At 40.6% G+C, this 25,541-nt stretch carries 20 protein-coding genes; 12 read left to right on the forward strand and 8 right to left on the reverse strand.

All coding sequences use genetic code 11. The features are described from left to right. Positions 1 to 147 precede the first annotated feature (147 nt). Together H5183_RS07090 and H5183_RS07095 are read left to right on the forward strand one after the other, a co-directional pair. Positions 148 to 2,577 carry a zinc-dependent metalloprotease gene (locus H5183_RS07090; RefSeq protein ID WP_182731311.1) on the forward strand — a complete coding sequence of 810 codons (2,430 nt, stop codon included), beginning with the start codon at positions 148 to 150 and terminating at the stop codon, positions 2,575 to 2,577. Between the two features lie 104 nt (positions 2,578 to 2,681). Then, positions 2,682 to 3,455, forward strand: coding sequence for a YggN family protein (locus tag H5183_RS07095; protein WP_149983146.1), 774 nt, complete (start codon positions 2,682 to 2,684; stop codon positions 3,453 to 3,455). Positions 3,456 to 3,521: 66 nt separating this feature from the next. On the opposite strand, the gene H5183_RS07100 is transcribed toward H5183_RS07095, so the two are convergent. Continuing rightward, the gene (locus tag H5183_RS07100; protein WP_182731312.1) at positions 3,522 to 5,192 is read right to left on the reverse strand and encodes a methyl-accepting chemotaxis protein; all 1,671 of its coding nucleotides are present in this window, start codon (positions 5,190 to 5,192) and stop codon (positions 3,522 to 3,524) included. 83 nt (positions 5,193 to 5,275) lie between these two features. Further along, positions 5,276 to 5,974 carry a 16S rRNA pseudouridine(516) synthase RsuA gene (gene rsuA, locus H5183_RS07105; RefSeq protein WP_182731313.1) on the reverse strand — a complete coding sequence of 233 codons (699 nt, stop codon included), beginning with the start codon at positions 5,972 to 5,974 and terminating at the stop codon, positions 5,276 to 5,278. A 58-nt stretch (positions 5,975 to 6,032) separates the two neighbouring features. Between rsuA and zapE the strand changes: the two genes are divergently transcribed. After that, positions 6,033 to 7,145, forward strand: a complete 1,113-nt coding sequence (zapE, locus tag H5183_RS07110; RefSeq protein WP_182731314.1) for a cell division protein ZapE — start codon at positions 6,033 to 6,035, stop codon at positions 7,143 to 7,145. 113 nt (positions 7,146 to 7,258) lie between these two features. Here the strand turns inward: zapE and H5183_RS07115 are convergent, their stop codons facing one another. Next, positions 7,259 to 10,285 carry a TonB-dependent receptor domain-containing protein gene (locus H5183_RS07115; protein ID WP_182731315.1) on the reverse strand — a complete coding sequence of 1,009 codons (3,027 nt, stop codon included), beginning with the start codon at positions 10,283 to 10,285 and terminating at the stop codon, positions 7,259 to 7,261. 571 nt (positions 10,286 to 10,856) lie between these two features. On the opposite strand from H5183_RS07115, the gene H5183_RS07120 reads away from it, so the two are divergent. Further along, positions 10,857 to 12,998: a winged helix-turn-helix domain-containing protein gene (locus H5183_RS07120; protein ID WP_182731316.1), complete on the forward strand. Its 2,142-nt coding sequence runs from the start codon at positions 10,857 to 10,859 to the stop codon at positions 12,996 to 12,998. Between the two features lie 7 nt (positions 12,999 to 13,005). Here the strand turns inward: H5183_RS07120 and H5183_RS07125 are convergent, their stop codons facing one another. Both H5183_RS07125 and H5183_RS07130 read right to left on the reverse strand, forming a co-directional pair. Further along, a complete protein-coding gene (locus tag H5183_RS07125; RefSeq protein WP_149983139.1) occupies positions 13,006 to 13,335 on the reverse strand; it encodes a 5-carboxymethyl-2-hydroxymuconate Delta-isomerase in 330 nt (109 codons plus the stop codon). Positions 13,336 to 13,352: 17 nt separating this feature from the next. Further along, entirely contained in the window at positions 13,353 to 13,940 is a 588-nt protein-coding gene (locus H5183_RS07130) for an outer membrane beta-barrel protein (protein WP_182731317.1), read from the reverse strand. A 104-nt stretch (positions 13,941 to 14,044) separates the two neighbouring features. Here H5183_RS07130 and H5183_RS07135 point away from each other — a divergent pair, with 104 nt between their 5' ends. From H5183_RS07135 to H5183_RS07165, 7 genes are all read left to right on the forward strand, one after another. Then, a complete protein-coding gene (locus H5183_RS07135) occupies positions 14,045 to 14,515 on the forward strand; it encodes a CreA family protein (protein WP_182731318.1) in 471 nt (156 codons plus the stop codon). A 15-nt stretch (positions 14,516 to 14,530) separates the two neighbouring features. Continuing rightward, positions 14,531 to 15,313 (forward strand): hypothetical protein, encoded by a 783-nt coding sequence (locus tag H5183_RS07140; protein ID WP_145234763.1) that lies wholly within the window; start codon positions 14,531 to 14,533, stop codon positions 15,311 to 15,313. A gap of 2 nt (positions 15,314 to 15,315) precedes the next feature. Next, a complete protein-coding gene (locus tag H5183_RS07145; protein ID WP_145234766.1) occupies positions 15,316 to 15,939 on the forward strand; it encodes a LysE family translocator in 624 nt (207 codons plus the stop codon). 34 nt (positions 15,940 to 15,973) lie between these two features. Then, the gene (locus H5183_RS07150) at positions 15,974 to 16,468 is read left to right on the forward strand and encodes a gamma-glutamylcyclotransferase family protein (RefSeq protein ID WP_145234768.1); all 495 of its coding nucleotides are present in this window, start codon (positions 15,974 to 15,976) and stop codon (positions 16,466 to 16,468) included. A gap of 29 nt (positions 16,469 to 16,497) precedes the next feature. Then, positions 16,498 to 18,042 (forward strand): serine hydrolase, encoded by a 1,545-nt coding sequence (locus tag H5183_RS07155; RefSeq protein WP_145234770.1) that lies wholly within the window; start codon positions 16,498 to 16,500, stop codon positions 18,040 to 18,042. A 72-nt stretch (positions 18,043 to 18,114) separates the two neighbouring features. Further along, positions 18,115 to 19,038 carry a histone deacetylase family protein gene (locus H5183_RS07160; protein ID WP_145234772.1) on the forward strand — a complete coding sequence of 308 codons (924 nt, stop codon included), beginning with the start codon at positions 18,115 to 18,117 and terminating at the stop codon, positions 19,036 to 19,038. A 78-nt stretch (positions 19,039 to 19,116) separates the two neighbouring features. Beyond that, positions 19,117 to 20,196 (forward strand): DKNYY domain-containing protein, encoded by a 1,080-nt coding sequence (locus H5183_RS07165; protein WP_182731319.1) that lies wholly within the window; start codon positions 19,117 to 19,119, stop codon positions 20,194 to 20,196. Between the two features lie 430 nt (positions 20,197 to 20,626). Here the strand turns inward: H5183_RS07165 and hemB are convergent, their stop codons facing one another. Both hemB and H5183_RS07175 read right to left on the reverse strand, forming a co-directional pair. Next, the gene (gene hemB, locus H5183_RS07170; protein WP_182731320.1) at positions 20,627 to 21,604 is read right to left on the reverse strand and encodes a porphobilinogen synthase; all 978 of its coding nucleotides are present in this window, start codon (positions 21,602 to 21,604) and stop codon (positions 20,627 to 20,629) included. A gap of 254 nt (positions 21,605 to 21,858) precedes the next feature. Further along, positions 21,859 to 22,155 carry a DUF4144 family protein gene (locus H5183_RS07175; RefSeq protein ID WP_145234779.1) on the reverse strand — a complete coding sequence of 99 codons (297 nt, stop codon included), beginning with the start codon at positions 22,153 to 22,155 and terminating at the stop codon, positions 21,859 to 21,861. A gap of 79 nt (positions 22,156 to 22,234) precedes the next feature. Between H5183_RS07175 and H5183_RS07180 the strand changes: the two genes are divergently transcribed. Beyond that, positions 22,235 to 24,751, forward strand: a complete 2,517-nt coding sequence (locus H5183_RS07180; RefSeq protein WP_145234781.1) for an EAL domain-containing protein — start codon at positions 22,235 to 22,237, stop codon at positions 24,749 to 24,751. On the opposite strand, the gene H5183_RS07185 is transcribed toward H5183_RS07180, so the two are convergent. Further along, on the reverse strand, positions 24,730 to 25,539 hold the full coding sequence (locus H5183_RS07185; RefSeq protein ID WP_145234783.1) for a DUF2797 domain-containing protein: 810 nt from the start codon (positions 25,537 to 25,539) through the stop codon (positions 24,730 to 24,732). The two genes, H5183_RS07180 and H5183_RS07185, sit on opposite strands and share 22 nt — an antisense overlap. Between the last annotated feature and the right edge of the window lie 2 nt (positions 25,540 to 25,541).

Raw genomic sequence — 25,541 nt, forward strand, 5'->3', positions numbered from 1 at the left:
AACGTTATGGGCCATGATAATCATAGGGTGAGAGGGATCATCACAGCAAGCGCTGAATTTCGTCTTAAATAACTGTATTTTAGGTGCAACATCCTATACTGGACACACCTTAACCGTATTTAAAACGCGAATAACAAAGATAAGATTATGCAAAAAATACCATTGATACGTTACATACTCTTTACTGTGTTGCTAACTATGATAACCCAAGCGCACGCAGCAATTAAGTCTATTAATGATTTTACTGAACAAATGAATCATTTTCCGGGCTACTTCTCTTTTTATTACGACACTCAAAACGGTAAAATTTATTTAAAAGTTGATAAACTCAAGCAGCAATTTTTATTACAGCAAAGCTTGCCTTATGGTGTCGGCTCTAACGATATTGGCCTTGATCGCGGCCAGTTAGGCAATACGCATCTTGTACAGTTTGAGCGCTTTGGCGATAAAGTGATGTTACGGGCTATTAATACCTACTACCGTGCAAATACCAGCAATAAAGCCGAACAAAAAAGTATTCAAGAAGCCTTTGCATCAAGTATTTTAGCGGGTTTTAAAGTGGTTGCACAAAGCCCGCAAGCTGTATTGATTGATTACACGCCCTATTTACTGAGCGATGTACATGGTGTGGGTCGAACGCTTGCTGCACGTAAACAAGGCAATTTTAGCCTTGATGAAAGTCGCAGTGCAGTAAATATGGATCGCTCAAAAGCGTTTATGAAAAATACTGAACTTGAAGCTGTGCTGACATTTAATGGCACTCAACCGGGTGAGTATATTCGTCAGGTCAGTGCTGACCCTTACGCATTAACCGTGCATATGCATCACTCTTTAATACAGTTACCTGATGATAATTACACGCCACGTGCGTTTCATCCGCAATCAGGTTATTGGAGTATTGAACATAAAGATTATGCCGCGCCATTAAGTGAATCAATGTTGGTACGTTATATCCCGCGTCATCGTCTAGCGAAAAAAGACCCAAGCTTACCTATTAGCGAACCCGTTGAGCCGATTATTTATTATTTAGATCCTGGTGTACCAGAGCCGGTAAAAACAGCGTTACTCGATGGCGCAAAATGGTGGGATGATGCGTTTTCTCAAGCGGGTTATAAAAATGCATTTATTGTTAAAGTGTTACCAGATAACGCCGATCCTATGGATGTGCGTTATAACGTGATCCAGTGGGTGCATCGTGCAACGCGCGGTTGGTCTTATGGCAGCTCGGTGATCGATCCGCGTACAGGTGAGATTTTAAAAGGTCACGTTACATTAGGCTCACTGCGTGTGCGCCAAGATATTTTAATTGCTGAAGCACTTGCAGCGCCTTATTTAAAAGGTAATGAAGTGGCAAAAACGTTACAAGCAATGGCACTTGATCGTATTCGCCAGCTCAGTGCTCACGAAATTGGTCACACACTTGGTATAGCGCATAATTTCTCTGCGTCAGTGGCTGATCGTGCTTCGGTGATGGATTATCCGCACCCACTAGTGGGCTTTAATGACCAAGGTGAACTCGATGTGAGCCGAGGTTATGCACAAGGTATGGGGCAGTGGGATACGCAAGTTATAAAGTACGGTTACAGTGATTTTCGTAACCTTGATGAAGATGCAGAACTAAGTGCAATTTTAGCGGATAACCAAGCTAAAGGGCTGGAGTTTATTTCTGATAGTGATGCACGAGCGCAAGGTGGCGCGCATCCAACAGCACATTTATGGGATAACGGCAGTTCGCCAAGTGAAGAGCTATTAAGAGTGCTTGACGTAAGACAACAAGCACTCGCTAAATTTGGTATTAACAATATCAAAGAAGGAACCTCACTATCTCAGCTAGAAGAGATGCTGGTGCCGCTGTATTTATTCCATCGTTATCAGGTCGAGTCTGCTGTAAAACTGATTGCAGGTGTTGATTATGATTACGAAGTACGTGGTCAAGGTATGGTAAAAGGTGCACAAGTTGTTGCAAAGGCAACTCAACAGCTCGCTTTAAAGGCCATCTTAACTACCCTAAATGCTGACAATTTAGTATTACCAGAATCAGTGTTAGCGCTAATTCCACCCAAGGCCTATGGCGAATCTAAAAGCCGAGAAAGCATTGTTGGCCGCACTGGCTTAACCTTAGATGCAATGGCGCTACCCGAAGTGGCTGCACAACATAGTTTAGCGTTATTGCTAAATAGCCAACGATTAAATCGTTTAGCACAGCAACAAGCGCGCAGTGATGCATTTTTTAGCTTAGATGAACTGCTTGCAAAGGTTTATCAGCAGGTGTTTTTGATTCAGAGTAAAAAAGGCATGGCAGGCAAAATCACTCAGCGGGTGCAGTTATTAACAGCAAAGCAGTTTGCTGATTTAGTCGCCAGTGATAAAGTTGCTCCAGAGGTGCAAGCTCAGTTGCGTTATTACTTAGTAAAACTGAGTAAGGCGTATCAGCAAGAGTCTTTACTTAGCAGTGCTGATGTTGGTGAAAGTGCGTTTAAGCAATACTTAGCCGATCAAATTAAACAGTTTCTGGCTACCGGCAATTGGCCTACAAATTTTACTGCATTACCAATCCCACCAGGATCACCAATTTAAATGTTATCTATAAGGCCCTAGAAGCTAGGGCCTAGTTTCTCTTGCATAAAACTGGTTTTTTGTTAACCTAGCCGCCTTCCATTTTTAGTCTTTTTGAGGTGTTTATGGCGTTTTTATCTCGTTCGATATTGGCGATGTCCATAGCACTATCAAGTCTTAATGTCAGCGCTAAAGCCGTGTGCGAAGTAGAGCTAAGGCATGGTTTGATCATCACTGATGATGTCATTCGTATTGTTGATAAGGGCCAAACCCGCGTACAAATAAATAATGATAATCAACTCTTTATCCGTGGCTATTGGATTGATCTAACGTCAGATGAAACCCTAGTGTTAAAACAGTTTAGCGCGGGTATTCGCGATACGGTGCCTGAGTTGGTAGAGTTGGCAACTGACGGTGTTAATCTTGGCTTAAGTGCGATAGAGCAAGTTGTTGAAGGTATGTCGGACAAAGAGTCGGAAGTGCTAAAAACGCAACTGCAATATGTTGAGCGCGCTTTAATGGATAAATTTAAACGCGGCGATGATTTCTTTTTTATTGCCCCACAATCACTATCCAAAATTGATGATTTTTTTACCGAAGAGATCAGTCAAAAAATTCACTCTGCAGTTCATGGCTCTCTCGGCGCTATTTTAGTTTCTCTAGGTGATGCATTTAAGTCCCGCGAAGGTAATATTGAAGATCGTATCAATGACATGGGACAGCGCATGGATATTATTTCAAAAGAAATCGATAAGTCATTGCAGAAAAAAGCTCAACAGTTAGAGTTAAAAGCCTCAGAATACTGTGAATGTTTAAACTCGCTTGATGTCACCGAATCACGATTACAAATGATAGTACCAAGTATGGCTGATTTTGATTTAGTACAAATTAAATCTTAACTTAATCAATTCAATTAAAAAGCCCGCGTAATTAACGCGGGCTTTTTAGTTTTAGGTAACCAATTACTAGGATCTAAACTTGCCGGTTTCAGCTTCTAAATCGCTAGTCAGCCCTTTTATCAAGTCCGTTGCGGCATGGGCTTGATGCGATAGGTCTGCGGTCTGTGAGGCGGTGTCAGAGATGGTCACAATGCGTCTTGCTGTGTCTTCCCCTGCATCGAGCTGCTCTTTAGCTGCAATGGCTATTTGATGGCTCATTTGTGCTATGGCACTCAAAGATGCAGCAACACGCTGCAACTCTTCACTGGCATCTTTAGATTTCGCTACGGTTTGTTCACTGGTGGCAATACTTAAGTTAACTGAAGTTTTTGCATCTTTAGTGGCGGATTGTAATTTACCGATCATAGTACGAATTTCTTCTGTGCTAGTTTGCGTGCGCTGCGCTAGTTGACGTACTTCATCCGCAACGACCGCAAAGCCTCTTCCTTGTTCACCGGCACGGGCAGCTTCAATGGCTGCATTGAGTGCTAACAGGTTAGTTTGCTCGGCAATACTTTGAATAACAGTAAGCACATTTGCAATATTATTTACTTCATCATCAAGGAGTTGGATGTTATTACCAGCGCTGTCAATTTGTTGCTCTAAAAGAGCTATGGTATTTGCTGCCTCAGCAGTTAAATGACTGGCATTTTGTCCTTGGCTTTCGGCTTCTTGTACTGAAAAGGCGGCTTGCTCGGCATGCTCAACCACTGTTTGCGCAGAGGCTGTTAGCTCAGTGATAGCTGATGCGACCATATGGGTTTCTTCGTTTAGGCTGCGGGTCAGTTTATCAAGCTCAGTTGAGCGGGATTCGTTATCTAAACTCTGATTTTTTAGACTATCAGTAACATCTTTAATACTGCCAACTACACCCCGTAGCCCTTGTTGCATATAGTGCATGGCAGCAATAATGCTTTCAGGTTGGGCGTCAGTACGAATATGCGAATTTAAGTTGCCACGAGAAACTTGCTTAACAATACCAATTACCTCAGTGACTTCACCGCCTAACGCGTTGCTTAAAGAAATACCAAAGCGAGCAATTGCAGCAGTTAAAGCAAGGGCAATAAGTAGTGACAAGCCTAGTAACCACTTAGCGGTATTCCAGTAACGCTCATCAACTTCTTTTTCGCTGATCCCGGTACCAACATACCAACCAAAGTAAGGGGTTTTTTGCACCACAGAGGTTAGGTCAACGGTTTCACCATCACGGACAGAATCCCAATGATAGGTAATAATTTTGTTGGTTTGATTACCGACTAATTGTTCAACCATACGACCAATACTGTTACCGCTGGCATCTTTGAAATCATTAAAACTGGTGTTGTGTAGCTGCGGATCGTGAGGTGTAGCAATAAAGTCGAGTTTATCATTCACTACGTACACATATTCACTGTCGTGGTATTTGTTTTCACGCAACATTTGCGTGGCAAATTCACGCGCCTGTTGCTCAGTTAGTTGCCCATTTTTAGCAAGTAACTCAAATTGCTCGACAATATTTGTCGTGCTTTTCATGAGTTGATTGATACGGGCAATATTATCGCTTTCACTTGCGTGGCGAAGAGATTGTAAGCCCAGTAATGCAATAGCATTGAGTGCTACAAACATCGCTCCAGCGAACAAAATTATTTTAGTTCTTAATGCTAAACCTGACAGCACATCGCGCCCCTTATTATTTTTATGACCATGATTTTCTACCATGTTTGTCGGCCAGATGTTAGCTTTAATTAACAATAATATGGGAATTAGACGTGACTTTTACTCAAGTTTCCATTACGGGTAAATTAAAGCGTGATTTCTGCTGCGCTTAAGAGTCGATATTCTCCGCTAGCAAGAGCCTCATCAAGCTCGATATTTGCTACTTTTTCTCTATGTAATTCAACGACCTTATTGCCTACTGCAGCGAGCATGCGTTTAACCTGATGATATTTACCTTCGCAGATCGACAGACGCATACGATATGTGGCAAGTTGCTCTGCAATTGCTGGTCTGGTTAGCTCTTTTTCGTTACGTAATTGCACCCCTTGGCGCAGTTTTTCCAGCGCATCATCTGTTAGAGGTTCTTGCGTTTCAATCAGGTAAGTCTTGAATTTATTATGTTTTGGGGAGGTGATTTTATGTGACCAATCGCCATCATTGGTAATGATCACAAGTCCAGTCGTATCGAGATCAAGCCGACCTGCAACATGAAAATCACTCATGTTAGGTTCATCGAGTAAATCAAATACCGTTGGGTGTAACTCGTCACTGTTAGCGCATACATAACCGACCGGTTTATTCAGCATGTAATAACGTTTACCTAGAAAAACTAGTGGCTTACCTTGCCATAATACGTCATCAGTTGCTGTGATTGGATGATCATAAGCGCTGATCACCTCGCCATTTACGCTGGCATCTTTACGCTTTATTCCTGCCCTCGCTTTGGTGCGTGGCGTTTCTGCTAGATGGCTAATAAATTTATCTAGGCGGCAAGGGAATTTCATTGGGTTCACACTTCTAGTCGACTACAATGGCGGCGAGTATAACGGATCGTGATAACGCATGACAGTAAACAGCGGACAAATATTAGCATATTATCAACAGCAAATAGCCACCGGTAAATTGCAATTTGATGATGCCCAATTAGCAGCGGTGAATGCACTAGACAATCTCGCAATCGCTATTGATAAACCAAATCATTGGTGGCAAAAATCGGTATCTTTGCAGGGCATTTATTTGTATGGACCTGTTGGACGGGGTAAATCGATGCTAATGGATGTGTTTTTTGAGACTGTAGCTATTAAACAAAAAACACGTTTACACTTCCATCATTTTATTGCTCAAGTACATACTCGCCTAGGACAGTTGCAAGGGGTTAAAAACCCGCTGGATAAAATAGCCAATGAGTGGTCAGAAACGCTTAAATTAATTTGTTTTGATGAGTTTTTTGTCTCTGATATTGGCGATGCTATGATCATGGCTGGGTTATTTAAAGCCTTGTTTGCCAAAGGCATCGTTTTGGTTGCTACGTCAAATTGTCAACCTGAGCAGCTTTATTATAACGGCTTGCAGCGAGCGCGCTTTTTACCCACCATAGCGTTAATTAAAGCGCATTGTCATATTATTAATGTCACAGGCCCTGTTGACCACCGATTTCGTTTTGGAAAGCACGCGACTCATTATTTTAACAGCTCGGCTAACTCTGAACTGGATGATGATTTTTTGGCTTTTGCAGATAACTTACAAACAGCAACTGATATTACTATTTACGGGCGTAAACTAGCGTGTTTAAGGCTCAGCAATAATGCCATTATGTTTGATTTTATGGCGTTGTGCTCAGGCCCGCGTAGTACCGCTGATTATATTTATTTAGCAAAGTACTATCAGCGTGTATATATTTGTAATGTACCAGTAATGGGCGCTGCGGCGACAGGTAAGCAAATAGTGCATGGTATTGAAGATAGCTATCAGCGTGAAAAACAAGATTTACAAGAACATACACTAGACGATGAAGCGCGACGCTTTATTGCCTTGGTGGATGAATTTTACGACCGTGGCAAGCTATTGATACTGAGTAGCGAAGTTGGCATTGCTGATTTATATCAAGGTCAAAAGCTGGCATTTGAATACGCACGCACCGAGTCAAGATTAATAGAAATGCAAAATTGGTTCTAGGTTTAAATAAAAAAGGTACGTTCTTGCGATACGTACCTTTGACAACAACCTAGCAGTTATAAAACTAACGAATCATTAACACTTCGTTAGCAATAAATTTTAGACGCTATCATTTAAAAACTATATTGCGCACCTAAGTACATATAACGACCAGTACCACCGCCATATCCACTGTAATAATTACCGTTGCCACTTGGGTAGAATGCGCCTTTATTATCAAATATATTATTAATTCCACCAAACACGCGTAAGTCGCTGTTTGAAGTTAAGGCCATAGTGTAAGAAGCTGATAAACTATGCTTTATATATGAGCCGTAGTCTTGATAAGCAAGAGGCTCTGGGTTGGAAATACAGTCTGCACTTGCAGCGGCACAGTTTTCATTGTTTTCTAACACGGCCGTTAGGTAATCTTTTTCATCTTGTTGATCGGCTTTAAAAGAGCCCAAGAAGTTGGTACGCCAACGAATACGCAAGTCATCCAAACTCCATGCAATTGACATCGCGGCTTTGTCTTTACTGCGACCATATCCAGCATAATGAGTAACTACGTTATTGCCATCTAAACCTTCATAGGTTTGTGAGTTTTCAATAACGTGATTGTAGTCAAGCTTTAAAGATACTTCGCCATAACTACCAATATCAAAATCATAAGTCGCGACTACATCATAACCACGGGCTGTCAGCTCATCTAAATTATATTCACGCTGTAGAATTTTGATAATGTTACCTTCGTTATTTCGGGTGATATCATTACAGAACTCATTATTGCTACCCCAAGCTGCTTCAGAATCGTAACATTCATTCATAATATTTTCGTTACTGATCTCATCAATCGCATCAATAATGGCAATATCGTAGTAATCGATGGCGAGATTAAAACCACGGAAAAACTCCGGTGATAGTGTTACACCAAAGGTATAGGTATCGGCCGTTTCTTCTTTAAGGTTAGGGTTACCTGTACCTGGAGAATAATTGTTATCTTCGCTGTCGAATTTAAAGTTAGGATCCTCAGCTAGCTGTTTAGCAAGAGTTGGCTCTAAACGACAATTATCATGACCTGGCTTAGTTGAGGTCGCCGTTAAGCCATCACAAATATCATCATATGAGTCGAAATCGCCACGCGGTGGAGACATCAATTCGGTAATCGTTGGAGCGCGCTGTGCGCGAGCATAATTTGCGCGTACCATGTAGCCATCAACTGGCTGCCATAGTAAACCTAGTTTATAGCTGGCTACAGTATTGACGTTTTCCATGCTGTAATTAGCTAAGCGTAACGAGGTTTCAGCGGATAAGCTTTTTGCAAGAGGGGCATCTTTTAGTAGTGGAATCGCCAATTCTGCAAAGGCTTCATAGACTTCAACTTCACCATAAAACGAAGGAACAACGTTAAACGTAATACCGCCAACTTTCATGTCCTCACTGGTATCTAAGCTTTGGCTATCTTTACGATATTCGCCACCAAATACCGCAGAAACACTCCCTGCTGGTAATTCAAATAAATCACCTGTGATGTAACCCATCACTGTATATTGCTGAATCTTTGTATCAATAATCGGGTTGCTACGGATCCAGTCGGCCATATCTGGAGTAATTGAACCTTCACCAAATAGGTTGATTGGTACACAGCCTGCTGCACGGGCTGCTTCATCTATACATTGAATAGAGCCATCAGCAAGTTTCTCCGCTTGTAATGCTTGATTTAAATTTATTACATTCAGTTCATTATTACGGATTTGATGCTGTTTAAATTGCCCATATCCGGCTGATACATCCCAATCCCATTGGTGATTAAACATAGTACCTTGTAGGCCTGCCCATGTCCGGATAGTGGTACGGTCATTATCAGTACTGATATTACCGACTTCGCCAAAGCGACGATCCCAATAAATGCGGTCTTTGTATGGATTTGCGTCTAAGATTTGTTGTGGCACATACGGGTTATTAATTGGAATGTAGCCCGGTGCGATATCTGCGATTGGATCGCCTGTTACAGCATCATAACGCGGTACGAATGCACCCTCATATTCATCTTCAGGTGACTTACTGTTGAACGAGCCACTTTTACTATATTGCATTTGGAAGTAACTCATGATGTCGTCGCTGATATCAAAATCGATTTTTACAGCTGTTGACAGGTTATCACTTGGTACATCCAGCATTACGTACTGATTTGAGTTAATACCGTATATTTCTTCATTGCCTTTCCAGTCATCACGCAGTGTTTGACCGTCATACCAAAATTGCGTTTCGTTGTTATTGTTTTCTAGAAAAACGCCGCCTAAGGTGCCATCACTTTTACTTACCCAATCAGCTTGAGTAATGTCACGCATACATTTAGAGCCACTTTCGGTCATCATTTGATTGCACATAAGAGTGTTATTATAGCTATGTGCGGCTTCTATTTTTGCACGATCGCGATCATAGTAACTAATGCCAAAATCGCGGTCCCAGTTAGCACTAAAAAACACATACCCTTTATTATTAGCAAATGAATCGCCGTAGTTTAAATCAAGAGTAAACTCTTTGCCGCCACCTTCAGTGGTTTGGCCACCACGAGCCTGAAAATCAAAGCCTTCTTTTTTTGATTGGGTAATTATATTGACGACCCCAGCGACTGCATCGGCTCCATAAGTTGCAGATGCGCCACCACTGATTATTTCAACACGTTCAACCATGCCACTTGGAATGGTATTTAAGCTTACATAGTTACCGCCGTAGCTATTTGACACTACACGGCGACCATCAATAAGAGTAAGGGTACGATTAGCGCCTAAGTCACGTAATTGAACGGTTGAAAGGCCAGTGCCAGAAATACTCGATTGACTTGTATTGTTGCCTATACTTTGGCTAAGTGCAGGCATGTTATCAACAAGAACATCAGATAAGTTACCTAAACCAGTGTCTTGAATCGCCGCGCGATCCATAGTCACTAGTGGTGTGGCAACAGAAAAACTATCACGCTTTAAGCGAGAGCCAGTCACCACTATTTTTTCAGGGGCTTCTTGTTTCTCTTCTTTTATCGTTGTTTTATTTGGCGTTAATTGATGTTCAATTTGTTTATCATTTGCAATTAATTGGCCTGAAAAGCTTGCTGTGATCGCCAGTGCTAATGCGCATTTTTTTGTTAATATACTGCTCACAGATTTCCCTTACATATTGAATCTTGATAAAACTAATGTATTAGTAATCTTTGAAGGGCAGTTCAAAGTACAGCAACTAATGCATTAGCGAATGGGTTTATACCCAAACCAGCTCAGATGTGAGTTTCAGTTAGAATTAAAAGCGATTTAGGCAAGGCATTGATTGGCTCTATTGTTAAAATCAATAACGAAGTATAAATCCGCTTTTAAACCAACCCTTTGGGCGTTTCACAGACACTTACTCTCTTGTTAAAAGGGACTGTCATTGTTGCAAAGTAACGCCTTGATATTAAGCTCCTGTAAAACGCTGAATTCTGCATCTTGAGGTGATTTGGGTATATTCGTGAGTTGTTTTAAATAATCGTGAACAAAAACACAATGAAAGGTATCTCGTTTATATCCCTATTTTACATCTATTTTATATCTATTCCTTTATTATCATATGGTTGAGTTTATTCAATCGAATGGTTGGTAAATTGTAATTATGCTGTCTATCGCGTTATTTTGCTTTTTGTGCCAATAAAAGGTTAACCTTCTAGACTTCTAAATATAAGGTGTAAATACGTTATTTATGAAAATTAACCAGTCATTTTCCTTAGGGCAGTGCGAAGTTAATACAATTGAAAATAAGCTGTTATGTGGTGAGAGTGAATGTGTATTGCAACCTAAATTTGTCGAGTTGCTGTGTTTTCTTGTTATGCGTTATCCAGAACTTGTTACTCGTGAAGATCTAATCGATGGTGTCTGGGATGGTAATCAATTTGTCGGTGAAAAAGCGCTGACCAATGCAATCTGGCATTTGCGTAAAACCTTTAAAGAACTAGACCCTGCTCATGCTTATATTGCTACAGTTCGCAAAACAGGCTATCGCTTGGCACAGCAACCAGTATTTTTAGATAATCAAAAGCTAAAATCAGAAGTAAAGCCGCAGTTAACGCAAATAAAAAAGAGTAAACAAGTACTTTTTAGTAGTGTTAAAATTGCAGTCATGGTGGCTACCGTTATGGTATGTCTTGCGTTTTTTTATTTTAAGCGGCAAATTCCGAGTCTTGAGCCGTTAAAGTTCACATCTTTATCTGAACATGTTGAAACCATTACCACGAGCCCAGGTCGGGAGTTATTTCCGGCAATTTCAAATGACAGCCATTTTATTGTTTATTCTTGGCGTCGCCCTGGACAGCAAGCAAACCTTTATCTTCGAGATTTATTTTCACCTGAACAAGCGGCTATAGCCTTAACTGAGAGCTCATTTCTTGAGGGACGTGCTGTATTTAGTCATGATTTAAATAATATATTTTATTATCGGCGAGATGAGCAAAGGCAGTGTGAAATAGTTAAACAAAATTTAACGACAGCAGTAACAAGGGTGTTGGCAACATGCGGTCAAGGCCGAAGCACCGATCTTGATATTAACGCCGCAGGTAATCAGCTGGTATTTATCAGTGATGATAAAAATGATCACGCACAAACACAGCTAAATATTGTTGATCTTCAATCAAATGAGTTAGCAATAACACGAGTGCCTTGCTCTGGGAACTGTGATTTTAATGATGAATCAGTGGTATTTTCGCCGGATGGTAAACAGCTCGTGGTATCGCGAAATTTAGCCTCCGGCTACGAAGAGCTATTTTTAGTTGAAATTGCTACTGGCAATGCTAAGCAATTGACCTCGGGATTTGTTGATATTCGTGGTGTGGATTGGCACCCGAGTAAAGATTTGTTGGTTTTTTCTGGGGTTGATCAAGGTAAGCGGCATGGTTATTTTTATGAATTAGCAACTGGGCGCTTAGTTGATGCGCACATTGACGGATTAAGTTATCCAGAATACAGCCAAGACGGCAGTTTGTATTTTCACCAATGGGATATCGACTCTACGCTGATGCGAGTTGAAACAAATAATGTGGTGGCGAGCTCTCCATTTCCTGTTTTATCTACACATTTTAATACGCGTTTTCCTGATTACAGTGCTACTAAAAATAAATTGGTATTTGTGTCAAATGAATCAGGCACGACAGAGTTGTGGATTGCCAATAAGGATGGCACGCAACGGAAGAAACTAACTCAGTTAAATGCCACTATTTATAGTCCTGTTTGGTCACCAGATGGACGTTATATAGCATTTGTCGTATCTAAAAATGAAGTGAATAGCCTTCGAATTTATGATTTTAATTCACAAAGTAGCAGCCAAATAAATACAGGCCTTAATTATCATGGCAAACCAAGCTGGGCGCCGGATAGTAAGAGTATATTGACCTCAAATAATAATGAGTTATACCGGTTTAATCTCAAAGGCGATAATTTAGGTAAAGCGATTGAGCAATCAACAATGTATGCGTATGAGGATAAGCATGGAGCGTTAATTTTTGCAGATATTGCAGCCAAACAATTATGGATAAAACAGCCTGATAGTGGCCATGCGCAATTACTTGTTGAATCTATTAATTTGTCTAATCATTCATCTTGGTACTATGTTGAGGGAGCAACTCAGGCGTTATCAAGAGTATATTACTTCAATGTAGAACGGGACGATTACCGTTTGAGTTATTATGATTTTTCTACGCAAAGTCAGCATGATTTGATGCGTTTACCTGAGCGTGCATTTAGCCGCAGCTCAGGTTTGACCTATATCGAAAATATAGGCTGGTTAGTGTATACCTCGTATAAATCACCACAAATTGATATTAAGCGTATTAAAGCTGAATATTTACCCTAGAGGCTGTTTAACACTTTCGGTAAATTTCGTGTTCCATATCGTGAACGTTAACACTTAAGCTGTCTGATTCTCGGCAGTATATTTTTAAACAGTCTAACAACTGCTCGCTGAGTTGTTGCTTTTGTTTAATTGTACGCCCTTGCATAATGTGTGCGGAAATATGGATAAAACCTTCCTTACCATCGCCCAATTGATAATGTGTATAGGCTATAGCGCGAGTTTTAATCGTTGCTAATTCAAACAAGCCACTGTTAAACGTTGCTTGATGAATTTTTTCAACCAATACCTGCGGTAATACCGGTAAATCTTCAGAATGTTCAATGATGATATGTGGCATGTTATCTATTTGCTCCCCTAAAAACGATATGTGAAACCTAAGCTGGTTTGAAACTGATTGAGTACATCACCATCAAAATGCCACAAGCATTGCTTGTTTTCGTCTGTTGGTAATGTACATGAAACGTTACTGGCATTATTGACGATCGTTGCAAGCCAGCGAGTTTCAAATAAGATGCGAGCTTGATCGCTAAATAAGTATTCTAAACCGCCATACAGGCCGCTGGCAAAGAAAGTATCAGAGCTGGCGAAGTTAGGACTTATGTAATTTGCACCAATTTGTGCGCCGACATAACTATTAATGTGGTTGCTTAAAGGGACTTCAACAGCACTTTGAAACATAAAATACTGCATTTCAACGTTTTTATCAGGGGAGGATTGAAAGTCACTTTCGGTGTTTGAAAAGTAAAAACCATAACGAGCTGAGTCAATTGTTCTATCAATACTAAAAGCAAGATGGTTACTATCTTTGAGCTCTATTGCTAAACCGTTTTTAGTTTCTAATGATTGATTAAAGCTTTTACCAGTATAAATACTCAGTGAGTAACCAGCTAACGCACTCTGACTTACTAACAGTAAGCACAGTAAAACAAATACTTTTTTCATGGTGTCGTGCTCGTTGTTGTGATTAATTTAAGTTAGTATTGAAACATAGCTGAATATTAAATGTAAGCCACGAATCGTTTCCCCCTACATGGAGCAAGTAATATATGAAACCTATAATGATAGGCGTATTGACAGGTTTATTGATCACCTTAGCGGGCTGCTCTGATGATGTTGCATCAGTTAGTTTGGGATTATTTACCACTAAAGATATTAAAGTTAACTCGCAACAAGACCCTCTAGTAAAAGGCGTAACCTGCCATATTAGCCATATCGAAGCAAACTTAGATTTTGCTGATCCGTCTGATATGTCTATTGCGTGTCGCCAAACAGGACCAATTACTGCCGACCAATTACAAGCGATTGACCGTAGTAAGTCGGGTGAGGTGGTATTTAAATCATCAAAAAGTATTTTATTTAAATCATTAAAAGTGCGTCGAATTTATGATGCGCAAACGCGAACTCTGTTATATCTGTCGTACTCAACTAAAGAGTCAACCGGCAGTCATCATCATGCGTTATCCACTGTGCCATTGTATAACACCCAAGCATGGGCATGGGCACAAGAGCAAGAATAAGCAAAAGAGCAAACTATGTTAGCGTTATTTAAAAGCAAACCTTTATTAGATGAACAAGAGCAGCAATGGCTGATTGATACTTTTGTGTGGGCGGTGGAAAATTTTGACAGCGATTATTTCATTAATAACTCGCAATTAGTTTTGCCAAACCACCAATGCTTTCCCGATGCGGTTTCAAGCATTGAAGAAATGGCCAGTAAAGTGTTTGAGCGAGTGGTTGGCTATGCGGGGCTGCAAGCTTGGCCAATTACGCTGGTGGCTCCACAGCAATTGCAGCCGCAAGTATTTCCTCATTTTGCTTTTAGTAATCAGTTACGTGGTGATAATAGCCAATTAATTGTGCCGCCAAGCCATACGGTTAATGTGTCATTTAATCCAAATCAAATTAATCAGCCACAAGATTTAGTGGCCAGCTTTGCCGGTACTTTAGCGACAATTATGATCCACCATGTGGGCGTGTTACCACCAGGCGGTAAAGAGTTTTTACCACAAGCCGCCGATGCCGTGGCATGTTTTTTAGGTTTTGGGGTAATGATGAGCAATACGGTGTATCAGTTTAAAGGGGGCTGTGGCTCGTGTTACAACCCCTATGCGAACAGGCAAGCTGCACTTAGTGAACCGCAAACCTTATTTATGCATGCCCTTATTTGCCACTTTAAAGGCTATAAAGATTCTAAAAAGCATTTAAAGCCGCACTTACGCAGCCAATTCAAAAAGGCGCAAAAAGAAATAAAAGCCTTAGTTAATAGTACTGCTAATCCGTTGTTGTTAGCGCTTGATGATAAAAAAGCGGGGTAATCGTGGCTTATTTAGATGAGTTTTTATTGATTGCACTGGCGCACTTTTTTGCTGTAGCAAGCCCCGGCCCAGATTTTGCCATTGTGCTTAAACAAAGTGTTCAGCAGGGGCGTCGTAATGCATTGTGGACCAGCTTTGGGGTAGGCCTGGCTATTTTATTACATGTTAGTTATTGCTTACTCGGGGTTGCGGTTTTATTAACGCAATCACCAAACGTATTTATGGCATTAAAATATTTAGCGGGTGCATACTTGGCCTACATTGGTGTGCAAGCGCTTAGAAGTGCTAGACCGGCGCCAGCGCAGCAAGAAACTGTTTTTCAATCTCAAGGTGTTGAATCCAGTTGGATTGCATTTCGTCGCGGCTTTTTAACCAATGCGTTAAACCCAAAAGCCACGTTATTTTTTATGTCGTTGTTTACTTTAGTGATCAGCCAATCAACGCCATTAATTGTGCAAGCAGGCTATGGGCTGTATATGGCATTGGCAACGTGGGCGTGGTTTTCGTTTCTATCCTTGGTGCTATCAAAGCCTAGTGTTCGCGGTTTTTTTCAAAAAAGTGGCTATTGGTTTGACCGTGGTATTGGCGTGATTTTGATCGCTCTAGCAATAAGAATTGTAGTGTAAGTGTTGTTTTAACAGAAATCTGTAGTAGGTGAATATGGCTGTATATAATTTTTCGTTTGGTTCAAATATGTCGTCGAGTCGTTTGTTGGCGCGTTTACCAAACGCTACTCGTATTGGTACGGCAATACTAGCCGGTTACGAGTTAACCTTTGATATGGTAAGTACTGATGGCTCAGGAAAAGGCAATGTACGCCCATCAAATGATAAGAACGCGCAAGTATATGGCGTGGTATATCAACTCAATGACGCAGAAAAAACGATTTTAGACGCCATCGAAGGGCCTCGTTATGACTGCGTAGATATTCAAGTAACATTACTTGATGGGCAACAAGTAGCGGCGCATTGTTATATTGCCAACACCACTGATGCTCAGATACTGCCTTACGATTGGTATATGCAGCACGTTCATCGCGGTGCGCTTGAAGCTGGTGTGCCAAATGCGTACAGTGATGCCATAAAGTCTCGGCCAACCTGCCAAGATAGCGACAGTGCGCGTGCAGCCATTGAGTTTGCTGTACATCAAAAATAAAAACTAAAATGATAACTCCAAGGATTGTTATGAAATTAACTAAACTAGCGATTGCGGCCACCTTATTAGCAGGCTGTGCATTTAATAGCTACGCCGATATTGATACCAAGCACATTAATCAAGTGATTGAAAATTCAATGGCGCGCTTTGATGTGCCGGGTATGGCCGTGGCGATTGTTGAAAACGATAAGGTTATTTTTGCTAAAGGCTTTGGTGTTAGTAACTTAGATACAGGTAGTAAGGTGAATAAAGACACCTTATTTGGTATTGCATCAAATACTAAAGCATTTACGGTTGCGGCATTGGCAAAATTAGTTGATGAAGAAAAGCTCAGTTGGGATGACAAGGTAATTGATCACCTTCCTGAATTTCGTTTATACGACCCTTATGTAACCCGCGAAATGACGATCCGTGATTTATTAAGTCACCGTAGTGGTTTAGGGTTAGGCCAAGGGGATTTAATGATTTGGCCTGACACCGATAAATCAATCGAAGAAATTCTCGCAGGCCTTAAATATTTAAAACCAGCTAGTAGCTTTCGCAGCACATACGCTTATAACAACTTGATGTTTGTGACCGCTGGCGAGGTAGTCGCGCGGGTCTCAGGTATGAGCTGGAATGATTATATTGAAAAGAATATTCTCCAGCCTTTGCACATGGATAACTCACGCGCCGGTTTTTCGCGTATTCCAAAAAGTAATAAGAACTGGGCAACGGGTCATATTCCTATGGATGGTCAATTACATCCATTTTTCGTTAATTACTTAGAGGATTTTCGTGGTGCCGGCGCGATTGCATCCAGTGTGAATGATATGAGCCAATGGCTACGTACACAATTAGCCCATGGTAAAATGCCAAATGGCGAGCAGTTGTTTAGTGAAAAACAACAAGAGCAAATGTGGCATCCACATATTACCTCACTGGCGTCAAAAAGCGCTTATGAGGCTTATCATCAGCAATTTAGAGGTTATGGTTTAGGTTGGAGCATTGAAGACTACCACGGTATTAAAAAATTAGGCCATGGTGGTGGTATTTTAGGAATGGTATCGCAGGTGACGTTATTGCCTGAGAAAAACCTCGGGATTGTTATTTTATCTAATCAGCAAGCATTCGGTGCGCTCTCTGCTATTACTCATGAAGTGCTTGAAGACGCCCTTGAACTTGAAGATAAAGATTGGGTAGCAGAGTTGGCTAAAAAGCATTTTGAAGGTAAGCAAAAAGCGTATGCTAATGCTAAGCCGGACGCTCCTGCTGACTATCAACCACAGTTACCAAATATTAGCTACACCGGCACTTTGCATGATGATTGGTATGGTGATGTTATTATTGAAGAGCTGGACGGTAAGCTACGTATTGATTTCACGCATACTAAACGTTTAAAAGGGCAGCTTGAGCATTACACGGGCAACACATTTATCGTCAAGTGGGATGAAAAGCTACTCGAAGCTGATGCGTATATTAGCTTTGATATGAGCACTAAAAATCGTGTGAATGAAGCGACAATGCGTGCAGTATCAACAGCGGTGACTGATTTCAGTTTTGATTTTAGAAATCTTCATTTGCAAGCTAAATAGTAAACCAAAGTCGCAAAGCCACCAAAGGGTGGCTTTGTTATAGTTACAGTCGTTAACTCATTTGGAGCATTTATGCGTACTGCGATTATTTCTCATCCTTTTTGCCGTAAACACAAAATGATCGCGGATCATCCAGAGTGTCCTGAGCGCTTAGATGCTATTACCGATCGTCTTTTGGCCAGTGGCTTGGATATTGCCGTGCAGCAAAAGCAAGCGCCTAAAGCATTACGTGAGCATTACTTATTAGCCCATGATGAGGCCCTTGTATCGCTGGTGGAAAACACCCTCCCGGAACAAGGTTTAGTATCACTTGATGGCGACACTTGGTTATGCCCAGAGTCATTTTTGGCAATTGAGCGGGCGGTAGGTGCAGGGCTATTAGCCGTCGATGAAATATTAGCGGATAACCTCGATGCCGCATTTTGCTCCGTACGGCCACCGGGTCATCATGCAAACCGTACAACCTCTGCCGGCTTTTGTGTGTTTAATAACTTAGCAATTTCGGTGAAGTACGCGCAAAGTAAAGGGATTAAGCGCATTGCGATTGTCGATTTTGATGTTCACCACGGTAATGGCACGCAAGACATTTTTATCGATGATGACAATGTGTTGCTTTGCTCATTATTTCAGCATCCTTTTTACCCTAATACCGCCGTTGAAAATAACGATACATTGGTTAATTCACCGTTGCCCATAGCCAGCGATGGCAATGATTTAAAAACGTTGTATAACCAACAGTGGTTACCTAAATTAACAGAGTTTAAGCCAGAATTATTGTTTATCAGCGCAGGGTTTGATGCGCATTTTGAAGATGATATGGCAAGCCTCAAATTTGTTGAGGCTGATTATGCCTGGTTGACACAACAGCTGTGTGACATGGTAAAAAGTACTGGCTGTAAAGGGATTATCTCTTTTTTAGAAGGAGGATATAATTTATCTGCGCTAGGGCGAAGCGCTGTAGAACATATTAGAGTGTTTGCAGAAGCAGAAGAGTAGCTTTATTTTCATTCTACAATTAAGTAAAAATATTGGTTGTTGTATGATACCAATACAACTAATTAAACAAGGAAGATAATGTCTGTAGTAATTAATATCTTAGTCACGTTGGCACTGTGCTTTTGGGGAAGCATGATGATGATGTCGCCGATGATGTTCGGTGCCCCTGGCGCGACGAATAACAAGCAAGCGGTATTAACAGCCTTATTATTTTTAAGCTATCCGGTACCGTTATTTTTGTTGATTGGTTTATTTGGTGGTAGTTATTTTGGCATTAACAGTTACAAGATGGCACTGATAAGTGTCGTTGTTATCGGATTTTTATTTACGATATTTGGCTATACCAGTATGGTTAAGAATCTGCTTCAAGGTATTGCCAATGGTGGCTACTGTGTGGTCGAACAGCGTGTTTACTATAATGCTAAGTTAATGGAACACGCTGATGCTGAAAGCTTTATCAGTTACAGTCAAGCTGATTTAAATACCTATGATGCTCAACTGTACGCTAAAGATAAACAGCATCTTTACTACAGCGGTCAAGCTGTGAGTGGTGTTAACCTTGAAAACTTGCACGCTAAGATAATTGGCAGTGATCTTTATTGGCTTAACGATACTCAGGTGATTAAAGGCGAGCGTATTGTTGAGGGCGCAGATCCTAGCACTTATGCAGCATATGATTATTATAGTTTTTGGAATATCTCAGGGCATGAGGGAAATCAGGTCATTTACCATCACGATGAACCCATGCATAACATAGATGCGCAGTCATTTGTCCCTATTGATGATAGTTATGGGAAAGACGGGCAACATATCTTTTATCAAGGTCTCGCTATTTTAGCGGATGTTGATATTGATACCGCCAGGTTTTCACGATTAGATGAAAATTTTGCCAGCGATAATCAGCATATTTTTTACTTAAATGGGGAAGATAGCCATATATTGATAGGCGCTGAACCTGTTAATTTTGAGGTGTTTGAGCGCAACTACTACAGAAGTGGTGAGATTGTTTATTACGTTACACAATATGAGTCAGCAAAGCCGATGCCACAGATACATGCAGCCAGCTTTACGGTCACTCAATATGATGAACAAACGAATTCGGATGCTTACGATAAAAATAATTACTATCTTCGTGGTGAGGTTGTTGTAACGCGCTAAGGCGTTGCGATAAACGAGGTAATTTGCTGTTGAAAATGATTAAACAGAAGGAAGTTTATTCATACTCTCGGGTAACTTGCCTACGTTGGTTTGCGTTGCATCAACTTGGTTTATATCGATAAAGTCAAGTTGCCCATTTGCTATGATCTGCTTACCATTACTCAGTTTTAATGGTGTACTTCCTTGATTCTGCAAAGTTGTGGTGATTATTGACTCTTTTTATCGGTTATCTATGAGCAATATTTGTAAAAACACAGCAAACATTACTTATCCTCACTCTATAAAACAAGACAAATTATGATTTACGAGATCAAGTTTTGTTTTTTAATTTTTGCGCATGTAACACGTTAAGATATTTACGTAGGTTTAAACTAAGCCAATATAGAGTTAGCGTGTTCTAAAATGTTACATGCCCTAAAAATTACCACGGTTATTCTTTTAACCACTGTGCAACTTGTTTTGTATAATAACTCACTATTAAATCAGCGCCTGCACGTTTGAAGCCGGTCAGTGTTTCAAATACCACTTTCTTTTCATCAAGGGCACCTGCTAATGCTGCAAATTTAATAGCGGCATACTCACCACCAACTTGGTAGGCAGCTAAAGGTAAGTTTGTTTTCTCTCTCAAGCTGCTAAGGACATCAAGATAGGGAGTGCCTGGTTTCACCATTAGAATATCAGCGCCTTCTTGTTCATCAAGAAGGGCTTCTTGAAGCGCTTGACGAATATTTGCGTAATCCATTTGATAGCCTTTGCGATCACCACTTAATTCACAATCAACAGCAGCTCTAAATGGACCATAGAAAGATGAAGCAAATTTAATGGCGTGAGCTAAAATGGCAACATGTTCAAACCCTGCATTATCAAGGCCTTCTCGAATAGCTTTAACTTGACCATCCATCATCGCAGATGGGGCTAGCATATCTGCACCCGCTTTTGCTGCGCATACGCTTTGCTTTACAAGATTAGCAACAGTTTGGTCGTTACAAACTTGATTATCTTCAACAACGCCACAGTGTCCATGATCTGTATATTCACAAAAACAAATGTCGGGTATTACCATCATCTCGGGGCATGTTTGTTTGACTGTTTTAATCATACGTGCCAGTAAACCATCATCGTGCCATGTATCACTGCCAACACTGTCTTTATGATGCGATATGCCAAAAGGCATAACATACTGAATTCCTAATCTATGCAGTTCAGTAATCTCTTGGGCTAATGCATGTTCAGGAATGCGCTGTATACCAGGCATAGTGGATATTTCTAGACTTTCAGTTAACGATTCTTCGATAAAAATAGGATGGATAAGATCGCCAATATTAAAATCAAATTCGCGTACTAGCTGTCGCATTGCGTCACTGTGGCGAAGCCTGCGCATGCGTCTTGATAAATTAGGTGTACTCATTGCTATCTGCCTTACTGAGCTGAGTATAACGAGATGTTTATAATATCATTTTTATCACTGTAAACGATATGCGTTAAATCAATATTAAAGGCGTGTTCATGGTAGTAACCTTTTTCTTTATTTGTAATAAATAAACTGTAAATACTAGGTTACCGGTGTAGAAGTCGCTAGTGGGGTTTGCTGTTCTTTATTGTTATCGCTGCCACCACACGCGACTAAACTCATGGATAAAACGGCTGATGCAACTAAACGTGCTATTTTATTCCTAATAGATCAAATGCTTGTGGAGCTGTTAGGCTCGTTATTTTAGTTAAGCAGCAGTGTCCTTCTTGTGCTAAGTGCTGCGTTACTCTGCGAGCTAACTCTATGTTAGTCAGCGGTGTTGCAAGGTTAAATGCTAAATCAAAATATTCGCCTTGTTTATTCAATATCACACAGTGTTGCTGTTGTTCAGCGGTTAAACTGTGTAGATAGTCATTTAAATCTCGTTGTTCATTAATAATTTCTAGCTCGTTGTCACTACATATCAAGTAAGGGAAGTAAGTATGCATGCATTTATTGTCCTGTATCAAATAGCGCGAGCAATATAATAATATAATTATAGTTCGTATTATACTAAGGACGAATATTATGAAACAAACTCGCCACCCTCAACAGGTATCAGATATTTTTTCTAGGAAATTAGTATGTTGTTCCACCGATACCTCTTTAGTTGATGCTGTACGGTTGATGCAGGTTCATAATATAAGCGCAATTTTTGTAAAACGACAGCAAGCAATCGTTGGTATTTGGACAGAAGCCGATTGCATTAAACTAGACTTTACTGACAGCAACCTTAAACATATTGAAATTCAAAGCGTAATGAGCAGTCCGGTATTGAAAATCTCCTGTCAGCAATTATTGTGTGATGCCGCGCTTATTTTTTATCAACACAATGTTCGCCATTTATTAGTTATTGATAACAATGATCTACCATGCGGCGTTATTAGTATCAGTGATATTGTACGTAATCAAGGGCTTGATCACTATTTACAATTTAGACCAATCAAAGAGCAATATCATAAAAATGTGTTAGTGGTACCTAGTTATTTGATGCTCAGTGAAGGCGTTGAAATGATGCGCGAGCGAACCGCCCAAGTTATTTTAGTGTATAACCAGCAGCAAGACGAACATGGCATTATCACCCAGCGAGATTTACTGCATTTGATCGTCGAACCCGATAGTAATGCGTCATGTTGGAGTTTTGCAAGTTGGCCCTTGTATCGGGTAAGCTCAAAAAGCAGTTTATTCGATGCGTATCGATTAATGTCTACCAACAATGTGCGTCATTTAGTGGTCACTGATGATTTGGAGATTAAGGGAGTGCTCGCCATTGAGCATCTTGTTAATGAAATAGAAAGCGCCTATTACAGTGAGCTTGAAAAAGTACTTGAACAACGTGATATAGACCTTCAGCATTCACAGCGTAATTTGTATCTCGCGAATAAAATAATCGATGCCTCGCTAGATGGTATTATGATCACCCAACAAAATGGTGTGATCATGCAGGTTAATCCTGCTTTTACCGCGCTTACCGGCTATCAAGAATATGAAGTGGTCGGCAAACACCCTAGAATTCTAAGCTCCGGAAAGCACGGTAAAAATTTCTACGTAAAAATGTGGCAATCAATTACCCAAACTGGTGTGTGGCAAGGGGAAATATGCAATCGTAAAAAAAATGGTGATTTGTATGTTGAATGGCTAACTATTATTGCTATCCGCGAGCCAAATGATGATGAGCTAGTGTATGCGGCGATTTTTAGCGATATCACTGAACGTAAAACTGCAGAAGACAAAATTGTTCAGTTAGCTTATTTTGATGAGCTAACAGGCTTACCTAATAGACGCTTATTTAATGACAGATTAACCATGGCATTAGCTGCTGCACATCGAAATAACGACATGTTAGCAGTGATGTTTATTGACCTAGATCGGTTTAAAGAAATCAATGATAGCTTAGGGCATAGTGCGGGGGATGAGTTATTAAAAATGGTGGCAATACGGCTGCAAAACGTATTGTGTGAAGGTGATACTTTAGCGCGATTAGGTGGCGACGAATTTGTGGTGCTATGCGAGATTGATGATATTAGCGCAGTGATTAGTTTAGCCGATCAAATTTTAAATAACTTAAACACTCCTTTTCAGCTCGAAGGGCTTGAGGTAGGCGCGACGGCATCAATCGGTGCTGCGGTCTATCCTGATGATGGTCTCGATAGTGAAACTTTACTAAAACACGCTGATATTGCCATGTATCGCTCTAAAGAAGTGGGTAGAAACTCATTTCAGTTATTTAAGCCATCGATGAATGCACGCTCTTTAGAGCGCTTTGCGATGATGAGCCGGTTTCAATATGCGCTCGAAAATGATGAGTTTGAACTGTATTTTCAGCCTAAACAGTGTTTAAGAAGTAAAGCTATCAAAGGTGTTGAAGCACTCTTACGTTGGCAAGATCCCGCGCTTGGCATAATATCGCCTGCACAGTTTATCCCATTGGCGGAAGAACTAGGTCTAATTGTAAAGCTGGATCTCTGGGTGCTCAATAACGCTGGCATGCAATTGGCGTTATGGCAACAACAAGGAATAACGGCTGGTCGGTTGGCAATTAATATCTCAGCTTGCCATCTTAGTCAGGGGAGTTTATCAAGTAGCGTTGAGAAAATGCTCCAGCGCTATAATTTATCGGGAAATTGTCTTGAAATAGAGTTAACAGAAAGTAGTTTTATTAGCTCATTTAGTCAGGCGAAAAGAGAATTGTGGCAACTTAAAAAAATGGGCGTACAGATTGCGCTAGATGATTTTGGTACCGGCTATTCGGCACTGAGTTACCTTACAAAATTACCCATAGATACACTAAAAATAGATGCCAGCTTTATTGCTAAAGTACCCGATGAATACGGTAATAGTGAGATTGTTGCCGCGATAGTGGCAATGGCGAATAGTCTTAATTTAAAAGTTATCGCTGAAGGGGTTGAAAAGCTTGCTCAGTATAGTTACTTATTGGAGCTAGGCTGCGATGTGATCCAAGGCTATTACTATTGCCGCCCGTTAACGCAGCGGCAATGGTTAGAGTTTTATCAGCTGCAAAATCAACCTACGGTGATATCGTAAGAGGTAAATTTACGAATGTTGATAACGCCAGTATCAAAGATCAAGTACTGGCCTTTAATACCGTTTAAAATACCACTCACAACTGGCTCTTTATCAAAATTAAAAGAGCTAATTTTAGTTGGGTAGGCGGTAACAGGGAACTCTAAATCAACCACTTCTTCATCAAGTTGTTCTATCGCAGTAGCACCAAAGAGCTCTGCAAGCTCATTTAGTTTATCGGCAATTTGTGGAATAAGTTCTGCCGCAGCAGCTTTTAAATCAAGGACATCGCTTTGTCCTTTGAGCATATTACGCCAATTGGTTTTATCGGCAATAAATTGTGCTAAGGCAACTTCAACTAATCCAGATTGTAAGCGCGTTTGTACTTTGAATATTGGCAGTGCTTGCGTTGCACCTTGGTCAATCCAGCGGGTTGGAATTTGTGTATGACGGGTGATCCCCACTTTCAGCCCTGACGTGTTCGCAAGATAGACATAATGTGGGATCATACAGTTTTCTTCGCCCCACTGTGGTTCACGGCAAGTACCTTGGTCAAAGTGACATGTTTCAGGTTTCATAATACACATATCGCAGCTAGCAAGCTTACGCATACATACAAAACAATGACCTTGCGAGTAACTTTTTTTGGTTTTTTTACCGCAGCTAGAACATACAATAGCGCCATTAAAAGTCAGTGTAAGCTGCTTGCCAATATAGGCATTAAGATCGACCAACTCATCACCCACAGGCAAATGATACTGAATCGGTTGTGTTAGCGATGATTTTAATTTTTTGATAGTGCCTTGCATCT

It is taken from the genome of Pseudoalteromonas sp. SR44-8 (genome assembly GCF_014163635.1).
Taxonomy (GTDB): Bacteria; Pseudomonadota; Gammaproteobacteria; order Enterobacterales; family Alteromonadaceae; genus Pseudoalteromonas; species Pseudoalteromonas rhizosphaerae.